Source organism: Arthrobacter sp. SDR-2R, from assembly GCF_057747955.1.
Genome location: NZ_CM173231.1, coordinates 3,963,968 through 3,981,807 on the forward strand (window position 1 = coordinate 3,963,968; position 17,840 = coordinate 3,981,807).

Annotated in this window: 16 protein-coding genes; 5 read left to right on the forward strand and 11 right to left on the reverse strand. The window is 66.9% G+C overall.

Going from position 1 to position 17,840, the window contains the following annotated elements; all coding sequences use genetic code 11:
- Positions 1–190: 190 nt before the first annotated feature.
- The 5 genes from AC3ANU_RS18300 to AC3ANU_RS18320 form a co-directional block, all read right to left on the reverse strand.
- Positions 191–2,404, reverse strand: a complete 2,214-nt coding sequence (locus AC3ANU_RS18300) for an MDR family MFS transporter (protein ID WP_488315033.1) — start codon at positions 2,402–2,404, stop codon at positions 191–193.
- Positions 2,397–2,891, reverse strand: coding sequence for a MarR family winged helix-turn-helix transcriptional regulator (locus AC3ANU_RS18305; RefSeq protein WP_018769604.1), 495 nt, complete (start codon positions 2,889–2,891; stop codon positions 2,397–2,399). Before AC3ANU_RS18305 ends, AC3ANU_RS18300 begins: the two co-directional genes overlap by 8 nt.
- Positions 2,892–3,046: 155 nt before the next feature.
- Complete coding sequence (locus AC3ANU_RS18310) at positions 3,047–4,735, reverse strand: thiamine pyrophosphate-binding protein (RefSeq protein WP_488315034.1); 1,689 nt, start codon at positions 4,733–4,735, stop codon at positions 3,047–3,049.
- A gap of 4 nt (positions 4,736–4,739) precedes the next feature.
- Positions 4,740–5,804, reverse strand: a complete 1,065-nt coding sequence (gene speB, locus AC3ANU_RS18315) for an agmatinase (protein WP_018769602.1) — start codon at positions 5,802–5,804, stop codon at positions 4,740–4,742.
- Positions 5,805–5,917: 113 nt separating this feature from the next.
- On the reverse strand, positions 5,918–6,493 hold the full coding sequence (locus AC3ANU_RS18320; RefSeq protein WP_488315035.1) for a helix-turn-helix domain-containing protein: 576 nt from the start codon (positions 6,491–6,493) through the stop codon (positions 5,918–5,920).
- A gap of 258 nt (positions 6,494–6,751) precedes the next feature.
- On the opposite strand from AC3ANU_RS18320, the gene AC3ANU_RS18325 reads away from it, so the two are divergent.
- A complete protein-coding gene (locus tag AC3ANU_RS18325; protein WP_488315036.1) occupies positions 6,752–8,272 on the forward strand; it encodes a sodium:solute symporter family protein in 1,521 nt (506 codons plus the stop codon).
- A gap of 91 nt (positions 8,273–8,363) precedes the next feature.
- Here the strand turns inward: AC3ANU_RS18325 and AC3ANU_RS18330 are convergent, their stop codons facing one another.
- Positions 8,364–8,585, reverse strand: a complete 222-nt coding sequence (locus AC3ANU_RS18330) for a hypothetical protein (protein ID WP_018769599.1) — start codon at positions 8,583–8,585, stop codon at positions 8,364–8,366.
- Between the two features lie 266 nt (positions 8,586–8,851).
- Here AC3ANU_RS18330 and AC3ANU_RS18335 point away from each other — a divergent pair, with 266 nt between their 5' ends.
- Positions 8,852–10,012, forward strand: a complete 1,161-nt coding sequence (locus AC3ANU_RS18335) for a VIT1/CCC1 transporter family protein (protein WP_056389060.1) — start codon at positions 8,852–8,854, stop codon at positions 10,010–10,012.
- Positions 10,013–10,015: 3 nt separating this feature from the next.
- Here the strand turns inward: AC3ANU_RS18335 and AC3ANU_RS18340 are convergent, their stop codons facing one another.
- Positions 10,016–11,149, reverse strand: coding sequence for an LOG family protein (locus AC3ANU_RS18340; RefSeq protein ID WP_488315037.1), 1,134 nt, complete (start codon positions 11,147–11,149; stop codon positions 10,016–10,018).
- A gap of 266 nt (positions 11,150–11,415) precedes the next feature.
- Between AC3ANU_RS18340 and AC3ANU_RS18345 the strand changes: the two genes are divergently transcribed.
- Entirely contained in the window at positions 11,416–12,156 is a 741-nt protein-coding gene (locus AC3ANU_RS18345) for a GntR family transcriptional regulator (RefSeq protein ID WP_056389192.1), read from the forward strand.
- 17 nt (positions 12,157–12,173) lie between these two features.
- Positions 12,174–13,067, forward strand: a complete 894-nt coding sequence (gene iolB, locus AC3ANU_RS18350) for a 5-deoxy-glucuronate isomerase (protein WP_134165622.1) — start codon at positions 12,174–12,176, stop codon at positions 13,065–13,067.
- Positions 13,068–13,080: 13 nt separating this feature from the next.
- Here the strand turns inward: iolB and AC3ANU_RS18355 are convergent, their stop codons facing one another.
- Entirely contained in the window at positions 13,081–14,283 is a 1,203-nt protein-coding gene (locus AC3ANU_RS18355) for an MFS transporter (RefSeq protein ID WP_478222299.1), read from the reverse strand.
- A 172-nt stretch (positions 14,284–14,455) separates the two neighbouring features.
- Between AC3ANU_RS18355 and AC3ANU_RS18360 the strand changes: the two genes are divergently transcribed.
- On the forward strand, positions 14,456–14,905 hold the full coding sequence (locus AC3ANU_RS18360; RefSeq protein WP_134165624.1) for a MarR family winged helix-turn-helix transcriptional regulator: 450 nt from the start codon (positions 14,456–14,458) through the stop codon (positions 14,903–14,905).
- A gap of 65 nt (positions 14,906–14,970) precedes the next feature.
- Here AC3ANU_RS18360 and AC3ANU_RS18365 read toward each other — a convergent pair whose 3' ends face one another.
- Genes AC3ANU_RS18365 through AC3ANU_RS18375 form a run of 3 tightly spaced genes read right to left on the reverse strand, consistent with a single transcriptional unit; the run spans position 14,971 to position 17,836 of the window.
- On the reverse strand, positions 14,971–15,960 hold the full coding sequence (locus tag AC3ANU_RS18365; protein WP_488315996.1) for an MFS transporter: 990 nt from the start codon (positions 15,958–15,960) through the stop codon (positions 14,971–14,973).
- Positions 15,879–16,892 (reverse strand): Gfo/Idh/MocA family protein, encoded by a 1,014-nt coding sequence (locus AC3ANU_RS18370; RefSeq protein WP_018769591.1) that lies wholly within the window; start codon positions 16,890–16,892, stop codon positions 15,879–15,881. Before AC3ANU_RS18370 ends, AC3ANU_RS18365 begins: the two co-directional genes overlap by 82 nt.
- A gap of 32 nt (positions 16,893–16,924) precedes the next feature.
- Positions 16,925–17,836 carry a sugar phosphate isomerase/epimerase family protein gene (locus AC3ANU_RS18375; RefSeq protein ID WP_223993925.1) on the reverse strand — a complete coding sequence of 304 codons (912 nt, stop codon included), beginning with the start codon at positions 17,834–17,836 and terminating at the stop codon, positions 16,925–16,927.
- Between the last annotated feature and the right edge of the window lie 4 nt (positions 17,837–17,840).

A 17,840-nucleotide genomic window follows, 5' to 3' on the forward strand; every position in this document is an offset into this window, starting at 1 on the left:
AAGCAGGTTTTCCGGCCGGAGCCACTGGTGGAGGGCCAGTCTACGGGGGCACCATGGGCAGCGGCATTCCCCGCAGTCCGCAGTAGAAGCCGCAGCCCGCACCGGGAAGTGTCTTCCCAGTGCGGGCTGCGGCGTTGGTGTTGCCGGTGCGGGGGGCCGCGCCCTGCTGTCGATGGCCTGCCAGGCGCTGCTAGGAGCCGGCCCCGGCGGACGGAGCCTCGGCTGACAGGGCATCGGCTGACGGTGCGTCAGGCGCTGCGGCACTGTGCTTCCCGCGCCCTGCCAGGTACAGCGCGGCCGCTGCCTGGATCTTTCGCTCCTTCAGGAGCTTGCGCTGCATCCTGCTGAGCTCTGCCGCGGTGGCCGCCTGCCTGGCCGCCACGTCCTGCTGGGAGCGCAGCTGTTCCTGGATGTCCAGCACCAGGCCGCCCAGTTCCGCCTGCTGGCGGGCCAGCAGGTGCTGGGTGTCCTGCAGTTTCTGCAGGGTGGCGGCGGCGCTGGCCACCGCGTCGGCAGCCTTGTCCATCGTGTCGGCAGAGCGCAGGTCCAGCCCTTCGGAACGGAAGCTCCTGGCGAAGACTTCCTCGAAGTCCTCCGTGGCCACCCGCCCGGACGCCGCGGCAGCAGCGGCAGCACCGCCGTCGTACATCTTGGCCGGCGCTGAACCCAGCCCTGCAGGTGTGGCACTCCTTGCGGGCAGTCCGTTCCCGGGGGCGTTCCCGGCCTGCGGGACCACGGGCAGCTGGCCGGTCATGGCGGTCATTCCGGCTTCGCCGGCGGCGTTGGCCTGCAGTGTGGCCTCGGGGGTGATGTCCACGGTCCTGCGCAGCGGCACCTCCTTGATGAAGATCACGGCGATGAGGGCAACCGCGCTCACGACCGCGGAAATCATGAAGATGCCGGCAGTCGCGTCACCGTAGGCCGCCCGCATGATGTCCGCGACCGGTGCGGGCAGGTCCTTGAGGTCCATGCTGGCGCCGCTGTTGCCGGAAGCCTGGATGCCCAGCTTCGACAGTCCATCGGTGGCCAGGTCCTTGACGTGGTTGGCCATGACGGCGCCCAGGACGGACACGCCGATGGCGCCGCCCACCGAGCGGAAGAACGCGACGGAGGCACTCGCGGAACCGATGTCCTTGGCCTGGACCGTGTTCTGCACGGCGAGGACCAGGTTCTGCATCAGCATGCCCAGACCGATGCCGAAGATGCCGGTATAAAGGCCGGTCAGCCAGAGTTCGGTGGTGTGGTCCATGGTTCCGGCTAGCGCCAGGCCGCCGATCAGCAGGACGGTGCCGCCGATCAGGAAGCGCTTCCACTTGCCGTAGCGGCTGATCAGCTGGCCGGACAGGACGGAACCGACCAGGTTGCCGGCGATCATGGGCAGGGTCAGCAGGCCCGCCTCGGTGGGCGTGGCGCCGCGGGCCACCTGGTAGTACTGGCCCAGGAAGGTGGAGGAGCCGAACATGGCCACGCCCACGGCAACGGATGCCACGATGGCCAGCGCGGTGGTGCGTTCGGAGATGATCTTCAACGGGATGACCGGCTGCGAGACCTTGGATTCAACCAGGACCAGCAGTGCGAGCAGGAGGACGCCGCCGCCCACCATTACCGCGGTCTGCCAGGACCACCAGTCGTAGTAGTCGGCTTTGCCTGCGAAGGAGACCCAGACCAGGAGCAGGCTGACGCCGGAGGTGAGCAGGATGGCACCGAGCCAGTCGATCTTGGCCGGGCGCTTGATGTGCGGAACCTTGAGCGTGACCTGGAGCAGGATCAGGGCGACGACGGCGAGCGGCACGCAGACGAAGAACGTCCAGCGCCAGCCAAGCGAGCTGTCCACGATGAAGCCGCCCAGCAGCGGTCCGCCGGCGGTACCGACGGCCATGACGGCACCCATGTAGCCGGAGTACTTGCCGCGTTCACGCGGCGGAATGATGGAGCCGATGATCGCCTGGGCCAGGGCAGTCAGCCCACCCATGGCGATGCCCTGGATCACGCGGGCGGTGAGCAGGAACGGGATGTTTTCGGAGAAGCCTGCCATCACCGAGCCGGCCACGAAAATCACGATGCTGAGCTGGACCAGGACCTTTTTGTCGAAGAGGTCGGCGAGCTTGCCCCAGATGGGGGTGGTTGCTGCGTTGGCCAGCAGCGCGGCTGTGATGACCCACGCGAAGTCCGTCTGGGTGCCCTTGAGCTCGGACATGATGGTCGGCAGCGCGTTGGCCACGATGGTGCTGCTGAGGATTGCGGTAAAGAAGGCAGCGAGGAGACCGGTCAGGGCCTCCATGATCTGCCGGTGGTTCATGGGTGCGCCGGGTTCGTGGCGCTTGGATTGCCGCGACTCCTGTTTGGCGCTGCGTTGGCGCTGGCGCTCCTGTTCCTGGTCCGCGGCGGCGGTGACGTTAGCCATTAATGGACTCCTGCGTTTCGTGTTCAATGGTGGTTCCGGCCGCCCTTGCCCGGATGGAATTCTTCAGCGATGTGGTGAGCTTGCTCAGCATCGCGGCTGTTGCCACGGCGTCGTCCTCGTTCCAGTCGGCGAGGTAGGCCTGCAGGGTCTCCGCCCGGTGCCGCACCAACTCCGCAAGCTTTTCCTTTCCCCGTGGGGAGAGGGCCAGCAGCTGGGCCCGGCCGTCGTCCGGATCCGGGGTGCGGACCACCAGGCCCGCGTCCGCCAGCTCCGCCACATGCCGGCTCAGCACCGGAGGGCTGACCCCCAGCCGCTCAGCCAGGTGCGCGGCACGGGTCTCCCCTTCGCCGATGAACTTGAGCACGCCCTGGAGGGCGATGCCCGTGTCCTGGCCCTTGATGTTGATCATGGTGACGCAGCGCAATGCGCGCTGGAGGTCATAGATGTTGCTGACGAGGTCGGCTGCAGTGGCCGGTGCGACAGACATGATCCTCCCTAAAGAATTAGTTGCTGCAAGCAACTGTATCAGGAAAAGGTTGCTTAGGGAAACGAAGTTGTTGTCGCTGGCCCTTAAACACACACGCTCCCCCACTTCAGCCGTTGTGGCAGAAGTGAGGGAGCGTGTGAGCGTTATTGGCTACATCAGTCGCTCAGGTGGGTGGGCCCGAACATCTTCAAAAGCGTCTCAACCACGACGACGTTGGGCCCGTCCCCGGCGAAGCCCGCCTTCAGCGCGTCCCCCACATCCTCCGGGGCAACCCGGGTGGCGGGAATGCCGAAGGACTCGGCAAGCCTGACGAAGTCCGGGCGGGCCAGTTCGGTAGCGGTTGCCTTGCCGAAGGCACCCACCATGTATTCACGCAGGATGCCGTAGCCGCCGTCGTCCACGATCAGCCAGGTGACCGGCACGTTGTGCTGTTTCGCCGTAGCCAGTTCGGCGATGGAATACATCGAGGAGCCATCGCCGGACACGGCGAGTACCCGGCCCGGCCTCCCCTGGGTTTCCAATCCCACGGCCGCTCCAATGGCGCCGGGAAACGCGAAGCCCAGGCCGCCGGCGCCCTGGGCTGAGTGGAACTGCCCCTGCCGCGCGTCCCAGCAGGACCAGCCCCAGTAGGCGGCGATGGTCATGTCCCAGAAGGTCTGCATGTCCGCCGGCACGGCCTCGCGGATGTCGGCCATGAACTTCAGTTCCTTGCCCAGGTCCTGGGATTCCAGCCGGGCGCGGACCTTGGCGAGCGATTCCTGCACCAGCGACTCCGGGGTGGCACCATGCCAGTCCGGGGCCGCGGCCCTGCCGGGCTGCAGTGCTTCATCAAGGGCCGCGAGCGCCTGCCCGGCGTCGGCACGGATGCCAAGGCCAGGCCGGTTGGATTCCAGCACCCGCGGTTCGGCGTCGATCTGGATGATCCGCCCGCGTGGTTCGAACGTGAAGTAGTTGGACGTCACCTCGCCCAGCGAGGAGCCGATCACCACCAGGACGTCGGCGTCCTCCAGGACGTCGGTCATGTAGCGGTCCTCGATCCAGGCCTGGAGGGACAACTCGTGGTTCCAGGGGAACGCGCCATTGCCGCCCGGCGTGCAAATCACGGGAGCGCGGAGTTTCTCCGCGATGGACAGGAGGGACTTCTCCGCCCTGCCGCGGCGGGTGCCGCCTCCTGCAATGATTGCCGGGCGCCTGGCTGCTTCCAGCCACTTCACGGCCTCCCGCACCAGTTCGATCCGCGGCGGGTTGTCCGCTGCCTCCGCCAAGGCATCCTCCACTGGAGGCACCATGATGGGATCCAGCAGCACGTTTTGCGGAATCTCAAGCCAGACCGGGCCCTGCGGCGAGGAGATGGCCTCGGTCCAGGCGTCCTGGATGGCGGACGGGATGCCCGATGCATGCTGGATCAAGCGCTGGCTCTTGGTCACGTTCGCCGCCGACGCCTTCTGGTCATCAAGCTGGTGCAGCATCCCCTTGCGCCTGGCACCCAGCCCCTCCAGGGGAATCTGGCTGGCCACCACCACCATGGGCACGCCCGTGGCGTAAGCCTCCTGTAGGCCGGCCAGGGACGTCAGCGCGCCGGGGCCGGTGGACAGGAACAGCACGCCCACTTCCCCGGTGGCGCGGGAGTAGCCGTCCGCGGCAAAGGCGCTGTTGTTCTCGATCCGGGAGGAGACGAAGTGCAGGTTGCCGCGTCCCATCGCGTCGAACAGTCCCAGGGCATGCTGCCCCGGGATGCCGAACACCGTCTTGGCACCCAACGCTTCGAGGGTCTCGACGACGAGGTCCCCGCCATTGCGGGCACCCCTTCCCTCCGCGGGGGCGGGTGCCGCCAGTTCGGTCACCGCCCTACTCCTTGGTGGCCGCGGCGAAGCCGGCGGGACGGCGGGCCTCCTGGCCCAGGGCCTGCGCCTGGTAGCCCGTTTCGGCTCCGAAGCGGCTCCCGGGAACGGCATTGTCCGCCATGAGGGTCACCAGTTCGTACGCCACGTGGCTGGCGGCAACACCGGTAATTTCGGCATGGTCGTAGGCGGGCGCTACTTCAACGACGTCGGCCCCCACCAGGTTCATGCCGCGGAAGCCGCGGATGATCTCCAGGAGTTCGCGGCTGGTGATGCCGCCTGCTTCCGGCGTGCCGGTGCCCGGTGCGTGTGCCGGATCCAGGACGTCAATGTCCACCGAGATGTAGAGCGGGCGGTTGCCGATCCGGTCGCGGACCTTGGCGACGGTTTCCAGCACGCCCTGATAGTAGACGTCCGCTGAAGTGACAATGCCAAACCCAAAGCGGTGGTCGTCGTCGAGATCCTTCTTGCCGTAGAGCGGGCCGCGGGTGCCGATGTGGCTGATGGCTTCAGTGTCCAGGATGCCTTCCTCCACCGCGCGGCGGAAGGGCGTGCCATGGGTGTATTCGGCGCCGAAGTAGGTGTCCCAGGTGTCCAGGTGGGCATCGAAGTGGAGCATGGCAATGGGCCCGCCGGCGCGCTCGGCAGCGGCCCGCAGCAGCGGCAGCGCGATGGTGTGGTCCCCACCCAGGGTCAGCAGCTTGCTCCCGGCGGCGGTGAGGTCCAGCGCGTTCTGCTGGATGGTTTCGATGGCTTCGTTGATGTGGAACGGGTTGACGGCCATGTCGCCGGCGTCGGCCACCTGGATGTTCTCGAACGGGCTGACATCCCAGGCGGGATTGTAGGGACGCAGCAGCCGGCTGGCCTCGCGGACATGGTTGGCGCCGAAACGGGCCCCGGGGCGGTAGGAAACACCTGAATCGAACGGCACCCCCACCACGGTCACGTCAGCCTTGGCCACCTGGTCCAGGCGGGGAAGACGGGCATAGGTGGCAGCTCCGGCATAGCGGGGAATCCGGGATGAATCGATAGGGCCAAGGTTGCCGTTGGCTTCAATGCGCAGCTCTTCCAATGGAGGCCTCTCCTTCGAGGAGGTAAGGGACAGGTGTGACTGCAATCATACACTCCTGTTTCCCCTAGAGCATCAGGTGTTTACCAAACCTACCCCCGAACCCCGAGGACAAGTCAGCGGCTGGCGGCGGGCACCAGGACCCAGAGCACCTCTACGGGCTTGTCCGTGGGGTTGGCCCAGGTATGGGGTTCGCGGCCGGGAAAGGTTACGGTGTCGCCGGTGCTCAGGTCGTATTCCTCGTTGGTGAGGATCAGCTTGATGGACCCCTTGATCACATGCAGCACATCCACGTCGCAGTCCACCGCATAGAGCTCGGACTCGCCGCGGCCGTGCGGCTCGATCACGGCCTGGATGATCTGGACCCTGCGCTCCGAGCGCGCCGTCAGGAGCCGCTCCACGATGCCCTGGCCGCCGAGCGAAATCCGGGGGCCGTCGTTCCGCTTGGTCAAGTGGGTCTCGGGTGCCGCAAAAAGGTCGCCAATGGAAATGGACAGGACCTGGCAGAGCGTCACCAGTGAGGCCACCGACGGTGAGGTCAGGTCCCGCTCCACCCTGCTGAGGAAACCCTTTGTCAGGCCGGTGGCATCGGCAACCTGCTCGATGGTGAGCCGCTGGGACTGCCGGGCGGCCCGGATCCTTGAGCCGATGGCAACAGGGACGTTACTGGGCTCAACTGGCAGTGCCTTCATCTACGAACCTTTCATGGCCGGCAGTCCGGCTCCACTCTCGAGCCATACTAATCTGCGGCGCTTTTGTGACACGCGCATGCCACACGGGAGCGGCACCGGCGTTCCGATCCTTGACTGTTGCAGCCGTCACACTCTAGTCGTTGGAAACTCCTGTTGCCTATAAGGCAATACCAGGAACCCCTCTCCGTTCGTCCGCGGCGGTGCCGGGCGCCGTCGCCCCCGGCACCACACCCGGCCCACAGCTCCAAGGAGCCAACTATGGATGCAAGTGCCATCAACATCGCCATCGTGGTGGTGTATCTGCTCGCAATGCTGGCCTTCGGCTGGTGGGGCAAATCCCGCACCAGGAACAACAGCGACTTCCTCGTTGCCGGCCGTCGCCTGGGACCGTTCCTGTACACCGGGACCATGGCCGCCGTCGTCCTCGGCGGGGCGTCCACGGTGGGCGGCGTGGGCCTTGGCTACAAGTTCGGCATCTCCGGCATGTGGCTGGTGGTGGCCATTGGCGCCGGCGTCCTGCTGCTGAGCCTTCTCTTCGCCGGGACCATCCAGAAACTGAAGATCTACACCGTGTCCCAGATGCTCACCCTCCGCTACGGGAGCAAGGCCACCCAAGCCTCCGGCATCGTCATGCTCGCGTACACGTTGATGCTCTGCGCCACGTCAACCGGCGCCTATGCCACCATCTTCGTCGTGCTGTTCAACCTGGACCGGGCGCTGGCCATCGCCATCGGCGGCGCGATCGTCCTGGTGTACTCCACCATCGGCGGCATGTGGTCCATCACCCTTGCGGACCAGGTCCAGTTCGTGATCAAGACGGTGGGCATCTTCTTCCTCATGCTCCCCTTCACCCTGAACGCCGCGGGCGGCCTCGACGGGATCCGCAGCCGCGTGGATGCCAGCTTCTTCCAGATGGACGGCATCGGCGTCCAGACGATCATCACCTACTTCGTCGTCTACACCCTGGGCCTGCTGATCGGCCAGGACATCTGGCAGCGCGTGTTCACCGCCAAGACCCCAAGGGTGGCCCGTTGGGGCGGCGCCACCGCCGGCATCTACTGCATCCTCTACGGCGTGGCCGGTGCGCTGATCGGCATGGCCGCCAACGTGGCCCTGGCCAACGTCAAGATCGCGGCGAAGGACGACGTCTACGCCGAGGTGGCCCAGAACCTGCTCCCCGTCGGCATCGGCGGACTGGTCCTGGCCGCCGCCGTGGCTGCCATGATGTCCACCGCGTCCGGCGCCCTCATCGCCGCCGCCACCGTTGCCCGTGCCGACGTCCTGCCGTTCGTTGCCGGCTGGTTCGGCAAGGACGTCAACACCGGCGACACCGAAAACCCGGAGCACGACGTCAAGGCCGACCGCATCTGGGTCCTGGCGCTGGGCATTGTGGCCATCGTCATCGCCATCATCACCAAGGACGTGGTAGCGGCCCTGACCATTGCCTACGACATCCTGGTGGGCGGCCTGCTGGTGGCCATCCTGGGCGGCCTGGTGTGGAAGCGGGGCACCGGCGTGGCAGCCGCCGCGTCCATGGCTGTCGGTTCGGTCATCACCCTCGGCACCATGATCATCCTGGAAGTGAACGCCAAGGCCCCGCTGGACGGGATATACGCCAACGAGCCCATCTACTACGGCCTGATCGCCTCCGCGGTTGTCTACATCACGGCTTCGCTGCTTACCCGCCCCACGGACCCCGCCGTCATGCGTGCCTGGCAGCTTCGTGTTGCCGGCCAGGAGCCGGAAGAAGCGCCCGAGGAAGTCCTCGCCGGCCGCTGACCTGACCAAGCATTAAGCACGACGGCGGCGCCTCCTTTCGCATTCACGCGCAAGGAGGCGCCGCCGTCGTAAGTCCTACCCTCCTGGGTCCCTACCCCTCAGTGTCGCGGGGCTCGTCGTCATCCAGCGGGACCTCGCGGTCCTCGGCGTCGATGACTATCGGTGGCGGCTGGACCACCGGTTCCCCTTCATCAAGGACCCCGTCCTCCGCGTCCGCATCGTCTACCGGTGCATCCTCGGCGTAATCGTAGGCGGGGTCCGCTTCCACGGCGTCCAGGTGCGGCATGTCCGGGTGCTGTCCGGTGGTGCTCATGATTCAACCTCCGTTATTCGCCTGACGTGCTCTTTAGGGTAGGGCGCAGGCTGCGCCACACCTTCATCACAGCACCCGCCGGGCGGACGGGTCAATAGTCGTGGCGGCGCCCGGAAGAGTGGCCAACGGGGGCGGTATAGGCCCCGGTTTTAAGGCAACCCGAAACTTCCCAGCGAGGTTTGCCAGCCAAAAAACCGCGGAAATACGCAGTACGCTGGCAAGGCAAAGGCGCGATAAACATGCCCTTTCCAGCCCAGGAGTTACCAGTGTCGCAGCACGCCCAGTCCAACAACGTCGGGTCCAATTCCCGGACCCCGCACCCGGAGGCCGCCGGCACCCCGCAAAGCCAGCCCTCGCCGTCGAACATCAAAAGGTGGCGCCAATACCTGGCGGACGAGCGCGCGGAAGCAGCGGTCTACCGGGACCTCGCCCAGAACCGCGAGGGGGAGGAACGGGACATCCTCCTGGCCCTGGCCGAGGCCGAAGGCCGGCACGAGGCCCACTGGCTGGCCCTCCTGGGAGAGCACGCAGGCAAACCAAAGAGGGCCTCGGCGCGAAGCCGGTTCCTGGGGTTCCTGGCGCGGCACTTTGGCTCGGTGTTCGTGCTGGCCCTCGCCCAGCGCGCCGAGGGCCGCTCCCCCTACGCCAAGGACCCCAACGCCACTCCGGCCATGGCTGCCGATGAGCAGATCCATGAGGAAGTGGTGCGCGGCCTGGCCACCCGCGGCCGCAACCGCCTGGCCGGCACGTTCCGGGCAGCCGTCTTCGGCGCGAACGACGGCCTGGTCAGCAACCTCTCCCTGGTGATGGGCATGGCGGCGTCCGGCGTGGCCAGCACCGTGGTGCTGCTGAGCGGCATCGCCGGGCTGCTGGCCGGTGCCATGTCCATGGGCGCCGGGGAATTCATCTCCGTGCGTTCCCAGCGCGAGCTGCTGGCGGCCACCCGCCCCACGCAGATCACGCTGGCGGCCGCGCCCCAGCTGGACCTTGAACACAACGAACTCCTCCTGGTGTACCTGGCCCGCGGGATGTCCCGCGAGGCGGCGGAACACCGGGTGGCCGAGCGCATGGGGCTGCTGTCCTGCGACTGCGACCCCAGCCTGTCCCTGCAGCCGGATCTGCCGGAGGAAGAGGACCAGCACGAGGCCGTGGGGACGGCCTGGGGTGCGGCGCTGTCCAGCTTCTGCTTCTTCGCCTCCGGCGCCATCGTGCCCATCCTGCCGTTCCTGTTCGGCCTGACCGGGGTCGCCGCATTGGTGGTGGCCGGGGTGCTGGTGGGCATCGCCCTGCTGGCCACCGGTGCCGCCGTCGGCCTGCTGTCCGGCACCTCCCCGCTGACCCGCGGCCTGCGCCAGCTCGCCATCGGCCTCGGCGCCGCCGGCATCACCTACCTGCTGGGCCTGCTCTTCGGCACGGCGGTCGGATAGGGCTCAGCCCCGGAGGACCTCCACGGCCTGATCCACCGTATCCACCAGGTGAATGTAGTCCGCCATGGGCCGCCCGGCGGCCAGGCTGCGCAGCATGGGCCAGGCCGGGTACTCCTGCTCCCAGTGGCGCCGCCCCACCAGCACCATGGGCGCCACTTTCTCGCGGGCGCCATAGTAGTTTTCGCAGGCGTCCTGGAAGATCTCCTGGACGGTCCCGGCTGCTCCGGGCAGGAAGACGATTCCGCCGTGGCACAGTTCCAGCAGGATGGCCTCCCGGATGGCGTTGGCGAAGTATTTGGCGATGTGCGTGGCAAAGTAGTTGGGCGGTTCGTGCCCGTAGAACCAGGTGGGGATCCCCAGGGATGCAGTCCCGCCCGGATGGCGTTCGACGACGGCCGCCGCCGCGCGTGCCCACGCCGACACCGAGGGACGGAACCCGGGGACCGCGGCAAGCGTGCCTAGCGCTGCGTCCAGGTCGCCGTCGGACGCCTGGCTCAGGTAAGCGCCCAGGTTGGCCGCCTCCATGGCGCCGGGCCCGCCGCCGGTAGCCACCGAATACCCCTGGAGGGCCAGGAGCCTGCCCAGCCGTGCCGCCTCCGCGAACTCCAGGCTGCCGCGCGGCGCTGCATGGCCGCCCATGACCCCGACGATGGAGCGGCGGGTCCAGGCCGCCGACCCCGTCAGCTCTTCCAGCGCGTCCCCGATGGCATGGTCGTGCAGGGCAGAGGCCAGGGTCGCATCCACCCGGCGCCGCTGGCCGGACTGGATGCTCCAGTGGTAGATGCGGGCGTCCGGCAGTTCCTCGTAGGGAGACGATGCCAGTCCGGCATACAGTTCAGCCGGGGAGTACAGCGATGCCCGGTATGGGTCGAAGGGGACGCCTTCCAGCCGGGGAAAAATCAGGGCACCGCGGCTGCGCAGGTTGCCTTCCATGCCGTCGTCGAACAGGCAGCCGAGGAACATGGCACCTTCGACGGTGACGCTCTTCAGGGCGGCCGACCGGCCCCGCAGGTCCAGCGACTGCGCGTGCCAGCCATGCAGGCTAACTGCGCCGCCGGCCACCAGGCGGTCGAAGCTGGCCAGATCCTGGACCTCGAGGTTGCGGGGACGGGGACCAAGGCTTCCGGCGAAATTCACGGCTGCCGCCTTCCAGTCCACATCATGGAGCCAGCCTAGGCCACGCAACGCAACGCTGGCCGGACCTTGTTGCCTCTCAAATTCTCCCGGGGACCGGAAGCCTGCCACCGCGCCTGCTTCTGCCTGCCTCCCTTGACCCGGGAGTAGCGCCTGTTACGATCGTGGAAGAAGAGTATGTCCTATCAAGCGAACATATGGTGGCAGTGCGCCACTGGCGCAGGCGCCGGTCGGGCGGACGCGCAGACATGAACATGAGGGAACGCACCGTGGCGAACAATCTGGGACTCAGCATCGACCGCTCTTCTCCCGTGCCCCTGTACCACCAGGTGGTCCAGGGCATCGAAGCGGCCATCTACAGCGGGGTGCTGGAACCCGGAAGCCGTCTGGAGAATGAAATCGACCTGGCCGCCCAGCTCAACCTGTCCCGGCCCACCATGCGCAAGGCCATGGACGAGCTGGTCCGCTCCGGACTCCTGGTCCGTAAACGCGGCGTGGGAACCCAGGTGGTCTCCAGCCAGGTGCGCCGTCCGCTCGAGCTTTCCAGCCTCTACGACGACCTCACCAACGACGGCAAGAAACCCACCACCGAAGTCCTGAGCTTCTCCCACGTTGAAGCCGACGACGCCACCCGGGCAACACTGCAGCTTCCGGCAGGCTCAAAGGTCTATCACTTCACCCGGCTCCGGAAGGTAGGCGGCAATCCGCTGGCCCTCATGGAGAACTGGGTTCGGGACGACATCGCGGAAATGGATGAGGCCATGCTCGCCGCTGAAGGCCTGTATTCGATCCTCCGGCGCGGCGGGGTCAACTTCCGCCTGGCCAACCAGCGCATCGGCGCCGTCAATGCCAACGACTACCAGGCCTCCATGCTGGACACGACGCCGGGATCCGCGCTGGTCACCATGGAACGTACTGCCGTCGACGACACCGGGCGGCGCGTGGAAACGGGCCACCACGTGTACCGCGCCGATTCCTACAGTTTTGAAATGACTCTCGTACAGCGATAATCCAAGGAGCCAACTCCATGACCAACTGGGTTTACCCCCGGGGCACCGCCGCTGACGGCAAATGGGACATTTCGATCGGAACCTCCGACTCCTCCCTCGCCGTGGACGGCTGGGCGCACACCGGCCTGAAGGTGGCCACGGTGCCGGCCGGTGCCGCCGTCGAACTCTCCGCCGCGGACGAGGAACGGATCGTGGTGCCCCTCAACGGGGCCTTCACTGTGACGGTTGACGGCACCGACTATCCCCTGGCGGGCCGGCCCTCGGTCTTCTCCGGGCCCAGCGACGTCCTTTATTCCGGCGCCGGACGCGCCGTGAGGATCAAATCCGCCGACGGCGGCAGGGTGGCAGTGGCCACGGCCCCCGCGAAAGCCTCCTACCCCACCCGGCTGGTCCATGCCGCGGAGACCCCCGTGGAACTGCGCGGCGCCGGCAACTGCTCGCGCCAGGTCCACAACTTCGGCACCCCGGCAGCGCTGGAGGCCGACCGGTTCATCGTCTGCGAGGTCCTCACCCCCGCAGGGAACTGGTCTTCCTACCCTCCCCACAAGCATGACGAGGAAAAGGACGGCGAGACCCAGCTCGAAGAGATCTACTACTTCGAAACCCAGGTGGCGTCCGGCTCCGCAGCACCACCCGACGCCGACGCCATCGGGTACCAGCGCGTCTACGCCTCCGATGAGCGGCCCATCGATGTGTCGGCCGAGGTGCGCACCGGCGACGTGGTCCTGGTCCCCTACGGCTGGCACGGCCCGGCGATGGCCGCGCCCGGCTACGACCTCTACTACCTCAACGTCATGGCAGGTCCGGGCCCGGTGCGGGAATGGCTGATCAGCGACGATCCCCACCATGGCTGGGTGCGTCAGACCTGGGAGACCCAAAACATCGACCCGCGGCTTCCGTTCGGTGCCTAAGGAACCCCGCCGCCTAGCGGCTGGCCAGCTCCTCGACAGGCACCGGCACCTGGCCTTCAAGCTGCCGTTCCCGCTTGGCCGCGGCGGCGGCGAACGCCATGACGGCCAGGCCCGCAACGGTGATCACGGCCCCCGCCCAGATGGGTGAGGTGTAGCCGAGGCCGGCGGTGATGGTGACCCCTCCCAGCCAGGCACCCAGGGCGTTGCCCACATTGAAGGCACCGATATTGGCGCCGGAGGCCAGGGTGGGAGCCCCGGAGGCATACTTCATCACGCGCATTTGCAGGCCCGGCACGGTGGCGAAGCCGAAGCCGCCCATCAGGACCAGCGACATGACCGCCAGGACAGGGCTGGCGGCCGTCAGAGCGAACACCACCATGACCACGGCCAGCGCGGCGAGCACCACCACGAGCGTCCGGTCCACGTTGCGGTCTGCGGCTTTGCCGCCAAGGGTGTTCCCGGCGAAGAGGCCCGCCCCGAAGACAATGAGCAGCCATGGCACGGTGGAGGCCGCAAATCCGGACACCTCGGTGAGGGTGTACGCAATGTAGGTGAACGCGCCGAACATGCCGCCGAAGCCGAGGATGGTCACCAGGATGGAAAGCCACACCTGGCCGGAGCGGAAGGCCCGAAGCTCGGAGCGGAGGCTTCCCGCCTGCCCCGCTTCACGGGCCGGCTTGGGAACCAGGGCCAGGATGCCGGCGAGCGCAGCCACGCCAATGACCGTGATGGCCCAGAAGGTGGCACGCCAGCCGGCCGCCTGGCCCAGCAACGTCCCGAACGGCACGCCAAGGACGTTGGCCGCGGTCAGTCCCGTGAACATGAGCGCGATGGCGCCTGCCTTCTTGCTGGGCGGGACCATGCCGGCCGCCACCACTGCCCCGATGCCAAAGAAGGCGCCGTGCGAGAGGGCGGCAACAACGCGGCCCAGCATCATTGGCCAGTAACCGTCAGCAGTGGCGGAAAGCAGGTTTCCGGCAATGAACAGGACCAGCAGTGCGGCCAGTACGGGCTTGCGCTGGAATCGCGTCACGGCTGCCGTCAGGCCCAGCGCGCCCACCACCACGGAGAGTGCGTAGCCGGAGATGAACCAGCCGGCCTCCGCTTCGGTGACGCCAAAGTCGGTTGCCACCTGCGGGAGGAGGCCGGCGATGACGAATTCCGTGAGTCCTATGCCAAACCCGCCCAGGGCGAGTGCTATCAGGCCAACAGGCATGCGAATGCTCCTTTGAGCTGTACGTGTGGTTGTTCCGTGAAGTGGAAGGCGCCTAAGATAGTTGCAGGCGCGGTATTTATTGTTGCACATGCAAATATGCCGCGCAAGCAACTATCTCTACCCGCGGCTGCCGGAGGGCTCTCCCGCCGGGACAATTCGTAAAGGAGCAACCATGGGCATCAAGGACGACGCCGTCGAGGTCCGCGCCCAGGGCTGGCGCACCCTGGCGGCCCTGCATGGGCTGATCGAAGGCGAGCTGGAGCGCTCCCTCCAGGCAGAGTCGAAGCTCTCCGTGGTGGAGTACACAGTGCTGGACGCCCTCAGCCGGCAGGACGGCTGGCACATGCGGATGCAGCAGTTGGCGCGTGCCACGGCGCTCAGCCCCAGCGCCACCACCCGGCTGGTGAACCGGCTTGAGGACCGCGGCCTCCTGACCAGGATCCTGTGCGACGACGACCGCCGTGGAATTTATACGGAACTGACGCCCACCGGCCTGAGCCTCCTTGAGGAAGCACGGCCCGTCCACGATGCCACGCTTGAGCGGGCCCTCGGCCGCGCGATGGCCATGCCGGAACTCGCACCGCTGGTTGACGCACTGCCCGGGCTGCATGCGCGCGCATAGGACAGCAGAGCCCCTTTGAGGATCCTCATAGGGGCTTTGCAAGGAGCAGCGGGGCGCTGGTCCGGTCAGGGAACCTTCGCCGCGGCGGCCCCGGCCTTGCTGCCGGCCACATTCTTTAAGTAGTGCTCCAGGTCCTCCAGGCTTTTGTCCTTGGTCTCGGGCACGTATTTGGCGGCAAAGGCGATGGCGCCAACACCCAGCACGGCGAACACGAAGAACGTGCTGGAGATCCCGATGGCCGCAAGCAGCTGCGGGAAGCCGAAGCCGATCAGGAAGTTCACGATCCACAGCAGGAAGGCCGACGCGCCCATGCCCAGCCCACGGATCTTCAACGGGGTGGAGGCCAGCCAGCGTGGACTCTCGGGCATGACGTTCATCCCGATCCACAGCGCGATGGCCGGCAGGGTGGCGATGACCAGCATCCAGCGCCAGATGCCGTGCGATTCGCCGAAGGAGTTGCCCAGGTAGGCGTTGAAAATGAAGGCCAGCAACTGCCCGGTGACGATCATGAGTTCGTTCTGGGTGACGATCCGGCCGCGCCGGTCGCGCGGCGATATCTCGGCCAGGTAGACCGGAACGGTAACGGATGCCCCGCCCACGGCAAGCCCCAGGATAAACCGCGCGGCGATTAACACTTCGGTGTTCGGCGCGAAGGTGCAGCCCAGGGTGCCCAGCAGGAAGACGACTGCCAGGACCATGATCATCCCGCGCCTGCCGTTGCGGTCTGCCAGGCGGCCGCCGAACAGGGCGCCAAACGCGGCGCCGAACAACAGGGACGAGGCCACCAGGCCCTCGGTCAGCGGGGTGAGGCCCAGATCCTGCTGCATATAGGGCAGCGCGCCGTTGATTACGCCGGTGTCGTAGCCAAACAGCAGGCCGCCAAAGGTGGAGATGATCGTGGCGGTCCGCAGGGCGCGCTGGTGGTTGCCGGGCTGCCGTATGGTCGTTTTCCCCTCCGTCCCCTTCTCCTGTCCTACTTGTAGAGGTCGGGCTTCGCAGCCAGCTTCACGGCGACCTTTTCGCCGTTCTTCTGCGCCTCGACGCCTGCCTCGCAGCATGCCGCGGTGGCGTACCCGTCCCAGGCGGAGGGGCCACCGATTTCGCCCCTCAGTGCAGCGTCCACCCATGACTGGATTTCGACGTCGTACGCGGCGCCGAAACGCTCTTCGAAGCCTGGGGTGACGCTGCCGCCCCAGCGGCCGGAACTGCGGGTGTAGGGACCCTTGTCGCCGCCGATGCTGACGATGCCGTCCTCGAAGGAGGCCTGGGTGGCCACCTCGTAACCGAATTTGGCGTTGACGTAGATCTCGACGTCCGCCAGGACGCCGGACTCGGTCTCGATCAGGACGTGCTGGGGGTCGTGCTGGCCGTTGGGAGCATTGCGGGTGGGCTTGCCCAGCCGGACCTGGATGCTGGTGATTTCCTCGCCGGTGAAGAACCGGATGGCGTCGAATTCGTGGACCACGGAGTCATTGATGAGCATCTCGTTGGTGAAGCCCTCAGGGGTGTTGGGGTTGCGGTGCTGGTGGTGCAGCATCAGCAGTTCGCCCAGCTCATGGTTGCGGATGATGGAGCGGAGCGCTGCGTATTCGGCGTCGAAGCGGCGCATGAAGCCCACCTGGATGCGCTGGTGGCCCAGCGCCACTTCGGCTTCGACAATCTTCCAGGAGGATTCGGCGTCCGGGGTCAGCGGCTTTTCGCAGAGGATCGGAATGTCCCTGGCGATGGCCTTGAGCAGGATGTCCTGATGCAGGAAGCCCGGGGTGGCGATGAGAACGGCGTTGACGTCGCCGTTGTTGAGGGCTTCGTCAGCGTCGGCCAGGGCGACTGCGCCGGGGATGTCTTCGACGGCGGCCTCGGCGCGGGCGAGGTCGACGTCGACGACGGCGGCCACTTCGGCGCCATGGATCCGCTTGTTGAGGCGCTGGATGTGGTCGGCGCCCATGCGGCCGGCGCCGATGACGGCGACGCGGAGGGTTTCAGTCATTGTTTGGTCCTTTTGGCGTTAGCAGGAAGAGGTCAGTTAACGGCGGTGCGGGAGCCGCAGGTCAGCAGGTAGTTGCGGGTGCGCTTGGCGATCGGCATCGGGACGTCGAAGGCCACCGGGTACATGTCCTGTTCCACGATCCCGAAGATGGGGCGGTTCAGGGCTTCCACGGCCTCGATGACGGCGCGGAGGTCGGGCAGCCCGCTCGGCGGTTCGGTCATGACGCCGGCGAGGTTGGCCGCGGCCCATGTCATGTTTTCCTCGTTGACTCGCCTGAGGATGTCCGGATTGATCTGCTTCAAATGCAGGTAGCCGATGCGGTCAGGGTAGTTCTTGATGAGCTCCAGGCTGGAGGCGCCGCAGTATTCCGCGTGGCCGGTGTCCAGGCAGAGGTTCAGGTACTGCGGATCGGTAGCTCCCAGCAGCGTTTCGATGTCCTCCTGCGCGCCAACGTGGGAGTCAGCGTGGGAGTGGAACTGCTGCTTCAGGCCGAAGTCCTCCAGCAGGGTCTTGCCCAGGCGGTTGTGGCCGGCGAACAGGTCGCTCCAGGCCTTGTCGCTTAGCGTGCCGCTTTCCACGGCCTCGCCGGTGACGTCGTCGCGCCACATGGCCGGAATGACCACGATGTGCCCGCCGCCCATTGCCGCGGTGAGTTCGGCGACCTTGCGGGCCGGCTCCCAGGCGGTCTCCCACTGGTCCACGCCGCGGTGGAAGGCGGTGAACACGGTGCCGGCTGTGACTTTCAGGTCGCGCTGCTTGAGTTCCTCCGCCAGGCGGGCCGGGTCGGTGGGAAGGTAGCCGTACGGGCCAAGTTCGATCCACTTGTAGCCGGACTCGGCCACTTCGTCGAGGAAGCGTTCCCACGGGGTCTGCTTCGGATCGTCCGCAAACCAGACGCCCCAGGAGTCCGGCGCCGTGCCGATGATCAGCTTGTTCTCAGTCATGACA